This window comes from Saccharopolyspora oryzae, from assembly GCF_027853915.1.
Classification (GTDB): Bacteria; Actinomycetota; Actinomycetes; order Mycobacteriales; family Pseudonocardiaceae; genus Saccharopolyspora; species Saccharopolyspora oryzae.
The window spans coordinates 1-10,003 of record NZ_JAQGLA010000141.1 but is presented as its reverse complement, the minus strand read 5'-3'; the positions used below and the strand labels follow the sequence as shown (position 1 = coordinate 10,003).

The following is a 10,003-nucleotide window of genomic DNA, read 5'->3' as shown; positions in this document are numbered from 1 at the left end:
CCGCCAGCCCCCGCAAAATCGGCGACATCGTCCAAGCCGCCCTCGTCCTCACCCACCACGAACACGGCCGAATCCACTGAGATCACCTCAATGGAAATTGGACGTCTGATTTCCATTGAATTTGCGTTCCCCTGACGACGCAGCGGCGCAACTCTCGCACGGTTGGGGGAGTGTGGGCGTGAAAAAGGGCGCCTGCTGCCGTTTTGGTCGGCAGCAGGCGCCCTTCGCCTTGGTCGGTCAGCCGCGCTTCGCGCTCTCGGCCTGCTCCGCCTTCTCGGCCTCCGTCCACTGCTCCGCAGTGGACTTCGCCGATTCGTCCACATCGGACTCGGCGGCGTCCGCCGCTTCGGCCGAACCCTCCGTAGGAGCCTCCGCCTTCGGCTCAGCCTCAGCCGGGGCTTCCGCTCCCGCCTCTGCCGAGGCCTCCGCCTTCGGCTCCGGCTCTGCGGGCTTGGCCGTGGTTGCGGTGCGGACGTCGAGGAGGCGGGCCACCTCGCTGCGGAGGTGGACGAAGGTCTCCGACTCGCGGGTGGTGATCTGGTCGCGCTCGTCGCCGAGCGGGATCTCCAGGTCCGACACGACGGTGGCCGGGGACTTCGACAGGACGAACACGCGGTCCGCCAGGTAGATGCTCTCGTCGATGTCGTGGGTGACCAGCAGGACCGTGCTGTCGAACTGCTTGCGGACGCGCAGCAGCAGGTCCTCCAGCTCGAAGCGGGTCTGGGCGTCCACCGAGGCGAACGGCTCGTCCATCAGCAGCAGGGCCGGGCGGCAGGCCAGGGCGCGGGCGATGGACACCCGCTGCTGCATGCCGCCGGAGAGCTGCCACGGGTACTTCTTCGCGGCCGCCGACAGGCCGACCCACTCCAGCACCTCGTCGGCGCGTTCGCGGCGCTCGGCCTTGCTCACGCCGCGGGAGCGCAGCGGGAACTCCACGTTGGACCGCACCGACAGCCAGGGGAACAGCGAGCGGCTGTAGTCCTGGAACACCACGGCCAGGTCCTCGGGCACGCCCTGCACCGGGTTGCCCTTGAGCTTGACCTGCCCGTCGGTCGGCTTGATCAGCCCGGAGATGGAGCGGAGCATGGTGGACTTGCCGCAGCCGGACGGGCCGACGATGCAGGCCAGCTCACCGGTGCGCACCTGGAAGGTCAGGTCGGCGATGGCCTGGTGGCCGTTCGCGCCTCCGTAGCGGTGGCCGAGCCCGGAGACTTCCAGCATGGTCTTGGTTTCGGTCATCGAGATTCAGCCTCCGACTACGTTCGCCGACGCTTGCGAGGGTTGCCAGCTCAGCGCGCGGCGTTCCACTGCGAGCAGCAGGGTGTTGAGCAGGTATCCGAGGATGCCCAGCAGGACGATGCCGGCCCACATGGCGGGCAGGTCGAAGGCCCGCTGGTCGAAGATCAGCCGGTAGCCGATGCCGTTGGTGGAGCCGACGAGCTCCGAGACGACCATCAGCACCAGCGCCAGCGACAGGCTCACCCGCAGGCCCGCGAAGATCTTCGGGGTCGCGGCGGGCAGCACCACGCCGAACACCCAGTGCGAGCGGGGGATCCGGAACGACTTGGCGGTGTCGACCTTGACCTGGTCGACCGAGCGCACGCCGTCCACGGTGTTGAGCAGGATCGGCCACATGACGCCGAACACGATCACGGTGATCTGCATCTCGGTGCCGATGCCCAGCAGCACCAGGAACACCGGGACCAGCACCGGCGGCGGGATGGCGCGCATGAACGCCATCAGCGGTCCGAAGTAGTCCATGCCGGTGCGGGAGCGGCCGAGCAGGGTGCCCAGCCCGACGCCGACCACCACCGCGATCAGCCAGCCGGCGAAGACGCGGCCGAGGCTGGCCAGCAGGTCGGTGTAGACCTCCTCGGTCAGGAACAGCGAGGAGGCCGGGCCGCTGAACCACTTCTCGGCGGCGGCTTCGACGATCCGGGTCGGCGGCGGGAAGAACGGGTTCTGCGCGAAGCGCGTCACCAGCTCCCAGAGCACGATCGCGATGACGAACACGAACCACCGGCGGAAGAACCCCTGAAGCTTGTTCACACTCGTCCCGCCTCTCCGCGATTCACAGTGGCGGTTGCGTCCGGTTGCATCTCGCGTTTCGGGGTTTCTTGTGGCTGGTTTGCGTCACGGTCCCCTGAGATGCCGTTGCGCAGGGCGCGGCCTGACACGGGCTTGTTCATGCCGCCTCCCGATCGACCGTGCTCCAGCGGAGGCCGCGCTTGTGCAGCAGTTCCAGCGCTTCGTTGATCAGGTAGCCGATGATGCCCGCGACCAGGGTGCCGGCCAGCACCAGGTCCATCCGGCCGGCGCCGGAGCTGGCGTCGAGCACGAAGTTGCCCAGCCCGCCGCTGCCGCCGGCCAGGAACTCGGTGCTGACCACCAGGATCAGCGCGACGGCCGCCGACATCCGGATGCCGGTGAGCACGAACGGCGCGGCGTTGGGCAGCGCCACGGTGAACATGATGCGACCGCGGCCGAGCCCGAAGGAGCGCGCGGTGTCGACCATGACCGGGTCGATCTCGTCCAGCGCGTAGATGGTGTTGAACAGGATCGGCCACACCGCGGCGTACACCGCGAGCGAGATCTTGGTCTCCGGACCGGCCCCGACCAGCACGATCGCCAGCGGGATCAGCGCCACCGACGGGATCGGGCGGAGGAACTCGATGATCGAGCGGGTGGCCACCCGGATGCTGCGGACGCTGCCGAGCAGCAGCCCGGCCGGGACCGCGATCGCGATGGCGATGCCCAGCGAGATCGCCCAGGCCAGCACGCTGGCGATCACGTCCAGCAGGAAGTCGCGGTCGCCGAGCAGCTCGGCGAGCTGCGCGAGCACTGTGGACGGTGGTGGGAAGTATTGCTGGGGAACGGCTCCGGATCGGCTGAAGACCTCCCAGACGAGCAGGAAGCCCAGCAATCCGAGAAGACCCCGGAGTGTTTTCGTCATGTCCCGAATCAGCTCTGTCGCGTGCGGTGCGGTGCGCCCGGCGGTTTGCGTTGGTGTGTCCGAATTCCAGCACCTGGGGTGCGCGGTGCGGTGATCGGGGCCGGGAACGTCGAAATCGGCACCTAAGCGCCGATTTCGGGAAACTCCAGGAGAACTGGCGGAGTCGGGAGGGTGAAATCCGGCCGCTCGGCCCGAATTCACCCTCCCCGCTCGGCTCAGGCCTTGGGGGTGACGATCATCTCTTCGACGTTGATGTCGTTGTTGATGAAGCCGTACTGCTTCATCAGCCGCGGCACCCGCTGCAGGCGGGTGGCGTCCGCGCGGGAGTTGAACTTCAGCAGCGTGATGATCGACGCGGTCTCCTTGTCGATCTTGGCGAACTCCGGCAGCAGCGGCTCGATCTTGCTGCGGTCCTGCGACTCGGCCACCGCGCGGTCCATGACCTTCTGGAACGCCGCGACGGTCTTCGGGTTCTCGTCGCAGAACTTGGCGGTCGCGCCGTAGCCGGTCAGCGGCAGGTCCTCCAGCGGGCCGGTGGAGGTGTCGACCACCGGCACCGCGCCGTTGCGGGCGGCCATGGTGAGGAAGGGCTCGGTGACGATCGCGGCGTCGACGCGGCCCTGGTCCAGCGCGGCGGGCATGTTCATGAACGGCACCGGGGAGAGCTCGACCCCGCGCCAGTTCACGCCGTGGGCGTCGAGGGTGGCCTTGACCAGCAGCTCGGTGATGGTGTTCGGACCGCTGATGGCGATCTTCTTGCCCTCGAGGTCCTTGGGTTCCCGGATGTTGGTCTTCGACGGGGAGGTCATGATGACCGTGGAGTTCGGCGTGGCGGACGCGCAGTCGGCCACGATCCGCAGCGGCGCCGTGCCGCTGGCCTGGGCGGCGAAGAACGGCACGTAGCTGCTGTAGGTGATGTCGTAGTCGCCGCCGATGGTGCTGGCCAGGGCCGCGCTGCCGTCGCTGGCGGTGACGATCTCGACGTTGAGGCCGGCTTCCTTGAAGTAGCCGTTGCGCACCGCCAGGTGCAGCGGCGCGAGGTCGTTGATCGGCAGCGCGCCGACCCGCAGGTTCTGCTTCTCGACCAGCTCGTTCCCGCCGCCGTCCGACTTCGAGCCGCCGAGGAGGCCGCAGCCGCTCGTGCCCAGCAGCGCGCCGGCTGTGACCGCTCCGCCTGCGAGTTTCAGCAGGCTCCTGCGGGGGAGGCCGCGGGGGGCGGGGCTCATGGGTTCCTCCTCGGATTCGGGGTGCGACATGGTGCAGAACCGCGCCGGGTTGTCCGGTGCGCGGCAACCGAGCGCATGCGTGCCCCGTGAGCGCCGTGGCCTTTCGCGGCGCCAGCGATCACCGTCTGCTCTGGGGATGCGGGTGAGGAACAGTCGGCGCGCCCCCGGCAGTGCGGTGGCGGTGGCGGGGCACCCGAACTGTAGAACGTTCACCAAACGCCCACAACCAGCTGTAACTAGCTCGTCATCACACAAACGGCCCATTTGTTGTCCATACCACTCGAACGTGTGATGAACGCGGGCGTTGGGGGCCTGACTTGTGACGCCCAGTTAAGTATAGTCTCGCCCGTCGAGGTGACTGGCCTCTTGCTTCGGGGGATGCACGTTGTGACCAGGGAGTGTGATGGCAAGCCCGGCTGACAGAGTCAGGGTCATCGACTGCTCGGCGGAAGCCGAGGAATCGTCGGCCTGCTCGTGGGTTCTCGGCGTGGCGACGCCGGATCGCGGGCGCACTCCCCGCACGATGATCAACACCACCGCGGCGCGGAGAGGTAGCTAGCCGTGGCGGTGTCGCACATGTCCGCCGCAGCGCAGGAAACAGGGATGCTCAACAACGACCCCGCTACCGGAGCCGGTGCGCCCGACCAACCGGGTGCTACCCGGACCAAGAAGTGGTGGCTGCGCAACTGGCGCCTCCGGTACAAGATGGCCGCCGTTCTGCTGGTGCCGACGCTGGCCGCGCTGGCGGTCGGTGGCATCCGCGTCTACGACGGCGTGACCACCCAGCACCGGCTCAGCACCATCGTCGAACAGGTGGAACTGGCCCAGCAGGCCTCCGCCCTGACCCACGAGCTGCAGCGCGAGCGCGACTTCGCAGTGGTGTTCACCACCTCGGGCTCCCCGCAGGCCAAGGACGACTACGCCGCGCAGAGCGGCAAGGTCGACGGCGCCGTGCAGAAGCTGCGCGACTTCGAAGGCCGCGTTGGCGGGTTCTCGCCAGAAGTGCGCGACTCCTACAACAGCGCGGTGCACCGCGTCGGCAGCCTCGGCGCGCTGCGCAACACCATCAACGGCCGCTTCACCAGCCCGCAGACGCTGGTCGCCTACAACTCGGTCATCGACACCCTGCTGCAGGTCAACCGCACGGTGTCCACGTCCGCGGTGAACACGCAGGTCAGCCAGACCGCGCGAGCCTCCGAGGCGCTCGGCCGGGCAAAGGAGCAGCTCGCCCAGCAGCGCTCGATCCTGCTCAGCGCCGCGCTGCGCGACCACTTCCTCACCGGGCAGACCGAGGCGATGCGCGCCGCGAACGCCCGGTTCGAAGCCGCCTACTCCGAGTTCCTGAACTCGGCCAACGGCGAGCAGAGCGCCCTCTACGCGGCACGCGTCGCCGGCGCTGCGGTCGACACCACCGAGCAGATCGAGCAGACCGCGCTGATCCGCGCCGAGAGCGACCAGTCCGCGTCGCTGGGCGTCCAGGCGGCCCAGTGGGGCCAGGTCGCCGGTGAGCGGACCGACCTGGTGCGGTCCGTCGAGGACTCGGTCCTCAACGACTTCCAGACCGACGCCACCGACCTCGCCGACTCCGCCTGGTGGTCGCTGGTCCGGGACTCCGTCCTGCTGCTGCTCCTGCTGGTGGTCGCCTTCGGCGTCGCGGCGTTCATCGCCCGCTCGATGCTGCGCCCGCTGCGCACCCTGCGCTACAGCGCGCTGGAGATCGCGCAGGAGAGCCTGCCCGACGCGATCAGCCGGGTGAACGAGAACCCGAGCACGGCCAGCCAGATCACGGTGCCGCCGGTCCCGGTGCACACCGAGGAGGAGATCGGTCAGGTCGCCCGGACCTTCGACACGGTCAACCAGCAGGCGCTGCGCCTGGCCTCCGAGCAGGCGCTGCTGCGGAACAACATCAACGACCTGTTCGTCAACCTCGCCCGCCGGAGCCAGACCCTGGTGCAGCGCCAGCTGTCCCTGATCGACCGGCTGGAGCAGGACGAGCAGGACCCGGACCAGCTGAGCAGCCTGTTCGAGCTGGACCACCTCGCCACCCGCATGCGGCGGAACAACGAGAACCTGCTGATCCTCGGCGGCACCGACCTCACCCGCCGGATGATGCGCCCGGTGCCGCTCAACGAGGTCCTCGGCGCCGCGGTGTCCGAGGTCGAGCAGTACGCGCGGATCGCCGTGGTGGACACCCTCGACCTGGCCATCCAGGGCCGCGTGGTCAACGACTTCGTGCACCTGGTCGCCGAGCTGCTGGAGAACGCCACGGTGTTCTCCAACCCGGACACCGAGGTCACCGTCCGCGCCGCCTACCGCAGGCAGGAACTCGTCATCGAGATCCGCGACCGCGGCGTGGGCATCGACTCCGACGAGATCGACGACATCAACGAGCGGCTCACCCGGCCGCCGGAGATCGACGTCGCGGTGTCCCGCCGGATGGGTCTGTTCGTGGTCGGCCAGCTGGCCCGCCGCCACGACATCCGCGTCGAGCTGCACAACAACGACGGCCTCGAGGGCGGCGCGACCGCCACGGTCCGCCTCTCTGGCGAGCTCGTGGTGCAGCTCACCCCGGACGGCCCGATGCCGATGCCCGACGTGCCGCGCGGCGGCCGAGGCGACGAGCGCCGCGACTCGCTCAGCGAGACCGGCACCCACCTCGGCCTGGCCGCTGCCTTCGGCGGTGGGCGCTCCGACCGGGCGGCCGAGCCGCCCACCGAGCGCGCCCCGTTGCCGCAGCTCGGCCTCGACCAGTCGACCGCGTTCACCGAGCTGCCGCAGCGCGAGCCGCGGCAGGAACCGGACGAGGCGGACACCGAGCTGTCGACCGAGTACTCGGTGACCATGGCCACCGGCGATTCGTTCGGCGCCACCGACGTCCCCCAGTGGGAGGATGAGCGGACGGCGCCCGCGGACGACGACGTCCGCGCCGAGGAATGGCCCAGCGACGAGATCTCCAACGGCTTTGAAGGCCAGTGCGGCCCGCCCGCCGCAGCGGCCGACCTGTTCCACAGCCCGTTCGAGGCGGAGAAGACCGCTCGGTTCACCCCGACGGAATTCCCGGACGAACCGGTGGAACCGGCGCACGAGACCAGTGCGCTGAACGGGTTCGCCCACGAACCCGCCGAGGTCGAGAGCAGGGTCGATTCCGAACGCGCCGCCGACAACGGAACCCGGCAGGACGCGGTCGCGGACGAGCTGCCCCGGAGGGGGAGTCCCGAGCAGAGCACCCAAGGCCAGCCGGCGTTCGCCGACGATGAGCCGAGAGGAGCCGCCTGGGACATGGACGACGCGCCGACCCAACGCCTGCCGATCTACGAAGCCGTGCTGTCGCAGTGGTTCCGAGAGTCCGATGTGGACGATTCGCCGCTGGGGTCCGAGCCGAAGTCGGCCGAGTCCGCGTCCGCGCAGCCCGCGGAGGAGCCCGCGGAGGTCGAGCCCGTCGCGGCGGAACCGGCCCCCGAGCCCGTCGCCGAGGTGCCCCGCACCACCACGCCCGACCCGGGCTGGGGCGGCGCCGACGTGGGTTGGAAGGCAGCCGAAGCGCTGCTGCAGACCCCGGAGGTCCAGGAGACCACCGCAGCCGGGTTGCCCAAGCGGGTGCCCAAGACGAACCTGGGGCCGGGCTCGGCGACCCCGCGCTCGTCGCAAGCCCCGCGCCGCAAACCCGCCACCCCGCGTTCGGCCGACGCCGTGCGAGGCCGGATGGCGAACTTCCAGCAGGGTGTCAAACGGGGTAGGCACTCCAAGGCCGAACCGGTTTCCACCGAACCTCGCTCGAACGCGAGCCGTCCCGAGGAGCAGGAGTGAACGGGTCCGTGCAGCAACCGATGAGCAGCAACAGCTTCAGTTGGCTGATCACCGACTTCGTGCGTCGGGTTCCCGGCGTGGCGCACTCGGTGGTCGTGTCCGCGGACGGCCTGCTGCTCGCCGGCTCCCAAGGCCTGCCGCGCGACCGCGCCGAGCAGCTGTCCGCGGTCGCCTCCGGCCTGGTCAGCCTCACCCAGGGCGCCGCGCGGTGCTTCGAAGCCGGTGAGGTCACCCAGACCGTGGTCGAGATGGAGCAGGGCTACCTGTTCCTGATGTCCATCAGCGACGGCTCCTGCCTGGCGGTGCTCGCCGCGCCCAACGCCGACATCGGCCTGGTCGCCTACGAGATGACGCTGCTCGTGGAGCGGGTCGGCCGGCAGCTCACGCCGGAGCTGCGCGCGCAGCTGCAGGGCATGGGCCGCCGGTGACTCCGGCTGGGGAACGCTGAGGGGAGCTCGCCATGACCACCGGTTCCGAGCCAAGCTGGGACGGTGACCTGTTCCGCCTCTACAACAAGAGGCTGAGCGCGGAATCCTGGCAGGACGACTTCGTCGACGACGCGGCCGGGCAGAGCGCGGACTCGCTCGGCGGCTACGACCGGGCGCTGTTCGGCGGCCCGGGCGCCGACCTGTTCGGTTCCGGTTACGACGCTCCCCAGGACGCGTCGGACCTGCCCCGCCCGGTCGAGGGCAGCGGTCCGCCGTCGGTGTCGATGCCGTCGATCTCCGGATCGATGGGGCCGATCTCCCAGTCGATGCCGTCGATCTCGCAACCGATGGCACCGATCTCGCAGTCCATGCCGTCGATCTCCGGATCGATGCCGGCGATCCCCAGCATGGACGCCCCGGAGGACGACGGGCTCGACAGCGGTTCGCTGGTGCGGCCCTACGCCCGCACCCGGGGGCGGACCCGCACCGATCACGATCTCGCCATCGAAACGCTGGTCACCACCAGCGAACGCGGCCGCAGCCAGGCGGCCCAATCCCGGTCCGAGCACCGCTCGATCTCCGAGCTGTGCATGGAGGCCCGCTCCGTCGCCGAGGTCGCCGCGCACCTGCGGCTGCCGTTGGGCGTGGTGCGCGTGCTGATCGGCGACATGGCCGACACCGGACTGGTCCTGATTCACGACAGCGGCATGGTCGTCGGTGATCGGCCGTCCATGGAGTTCTTGGAGAGGGTGCTCAGTGGGCTTCGCAGGCTCTGATCCCCGCGCCACGCCGAGCGGCCGGAAGACCTCGACGAAGATCGTGGTCGCCGGTGGTTTCGGCGTCGGGAAGACGACGTTCGTCGGCTCGGTTTCCGAAATCGTGCCGCTGACGACCGAAGCGGTCATGACCGAGGCCAGCGTCGGGGTCGACGACCTCAGCGCCACGCCGGGCAAGGTCACCACCACGGTGGCGATGGACTTCGGCCGCGTCTCGCTGGACGAAGACCTGATCCTGTACCTGTTCGGCACGCCCGGCCAGCACCGGTTCTGGTTCATGTGGGACGACCTGGTGCGCGGCGCGATCGGCGCGGTGGTCCTGGTCGACACCCGCCGCCTGGCGGACGCGTTCGCCTCGATCGACTTCTTCGACGACCGGGGCCTCCCGTACATCGTCGCGGTGAACACCTTCGACGGGGTCCACCACCACCGCATGGAGGACGTCCGCGAAGCCCTCACCATCGACCCCTCGGTCCCGATGATCTCCTGCGACGCCCGCAACCGGGACAGCACCAAGCAGGCCCTGATCACCCTGGTCCAGCACGCCATGCGCCAGCGCATGGCCGCCACCCGCTGACCCCCGGCTCCGTCGCCCGCAAATTCCATTGAAATCGCACCTCCGATTTCAATGGAATTTGCGCACCACAGGCGTGTCGGGCCCCGACACGCCGACTCCCGAACCGCAGTTTCAATTGAAACTGTGATCCGCCGTGCCTGGGTTCCGCAGTTTCAATTGAAACTGCACACCCGGGCGTGTCGGGACCCCGGCGTGTCGGGACCTGTGGACAACTCGGGTCACCTGTGGAGAACTTC

8 protein-coding genes are annotated in these 10,003 nt (G+C 69.3%); 4 read left to right on the top strand and 4 right to left on the bottom strand.

Annotation, left to right across the window (positions count from 1 at the left end; translation table 11 throughout):
* Positions 1–237 precede the first annotated feature (237 nt).
* The 4 genes from OU415_RS36965 to OU415_RS36950 form a co-directional block, all read right to left on the bottom strand.
* Positions 238–1,239, bottom strand: coding sequence for an ABC transporter ATP-binding protein (locus OU415_RS36965; protein WP_408641990.1), 1,002 nt, complete (start codon positions 1,237–1,239; stop codon positions 238–240).
* Positions 1,240–1,245: 6 nt separating this feature from the next.
* Positions 1,246–2,049 (bottom strand): ABC transporter permease, encoded by an 804-nt coding sequence (locus OU415_RS36960; RefSeq protein ID WP_270954382.1) that lies wholly within the window; start codon positions 2,047–2,049, stop codon positions 1,246–1,248.
* Positions 2,050–2,185: 136 nt separating this feature from the next.
* On the bottom strand, positions 2,186–2,953 hold the full coding sequence (locus OU415_RS36955) for an ABC transporter permease (protein ID WP_270954380.1): 768 nt from the start codon (positions 2,951–2,953) through the stop codon (positions 2,186–2,188).
* Between the two features lie 215 nt (positions 2,954–3,168).
* Complete coding sequence (locus tag OU415_RS36950) at positions 3,169–4,179, bottom strand: ABC transporter substrate-binding protein (RefSeq protein WP_270954379.1); 1,011 nt, start codon at positions 4,177–4,179, stop codon at positions 3,169–3,171.
* 576 nt (positions 4,180–4,755) lie between these two features.
* Here OU415_RS36950 and OU415_RS36945 point away from each other — a divergent pair.
* From OU415_RS36945 to OU415_RS36930, 4 genes are read left to right on the top strand one after another with little or no spacing between them, the layout of a single operon-like run.
* Entirely contained in the window at positions 4,756–7,986 is a 3,231-nt protein-coding gene (locus tag OU415_RS36945; protein ID WP_270954378.1) for a sensor histidine kinase, read from the top strand.
* A 20-nt stretch (positions 7,987–8,006) separates the two neighbouring features.
* On the top strand, positions 8,007–8,414 hold the full coding sequence (locus OU415_RS36940) for a roadblock/LC7 domain-containing protein (RefSeq protein WP_175548002.1): 408 nt from the start codon (positions 8,007–8,009) through the stop codon (positions 8,412–8,414).
* A 32-nt stretch (positions 8,415–8,446) separates the two neighbouring features.
* The gene (locus OU415_RS36935) at positions 8,447–9,190 is read left to right on the top strand and encodes a DUF742 domain-containing protein (RefSeq protein ID WP_270954377.1); all 744 of its coding nucleotides are present in this window, start codon (positions 8,447–8,449) and stop codon (positions 9,188–9,190) included.
* Positions 9,171–9,767 (top strand): GTP-binding protein, encoded by a 597-nt coding sequence (locus tag OU415_RS36930; protein ID WP_270954376.1) that lies wholly within the window; start codon positions 9,171–9,173, stop codon positions 9,765–9,767. Before OU415_RS36935 ends, OU415_RS36930 begins: the two co-directional genes overlap by 20 nt.
* Positions 9,768–10,003 lie beyond the last annotated feature (236 nt).

Excerpts from the sequence above, each read along its gene's own strand:
- OU415_RS36965 (WP_408641990.1), bottom strand. The coding sequence starts at position 1,239 with ATGACCGAAACCAAGACCATGCTGGAAGTCTCCGGGCTCGGCCACCGC.
- OU415_RS36955 (WP_270954380.1), bottom strand. The coding sequence starts at position 2,953 with ATGACGAAAACACTCCGGGGTCTTCTCGGATTGCTGGGCTTCCTGCTC.
- OU415_RS36950 (WP_270954379.1), bottom strand. The coding sequence starts at position 4,179 with ATGAGCCCCGCCCCCCGCGGCCTCCCCCGCAGGAGCCTGCTGAAACTC.
- OU415_RS36945 (WP_270954378.1), top strand. The coding sequence starts at position 4,756 with ATGTCCGCCGCAGCGCAGGAAACAGGGATGCTCAACAACGACCCCGCT.
- OU415_RS36940 (WP_175548002.1), top strand. The coding sequence starts at position 8,007 with ATGAGCAGCAACAGCTTCAGTTGGCTGATCACCGACTTCGTGCGTCGG.
- OU415_RS36935 (WP_270954377.1), top strand. The coding sequence starts at position 8,447 with ATGACCACCGGTTCCGAGCCAAGCTGGGACGGTGACCTGTTCCGCCTC.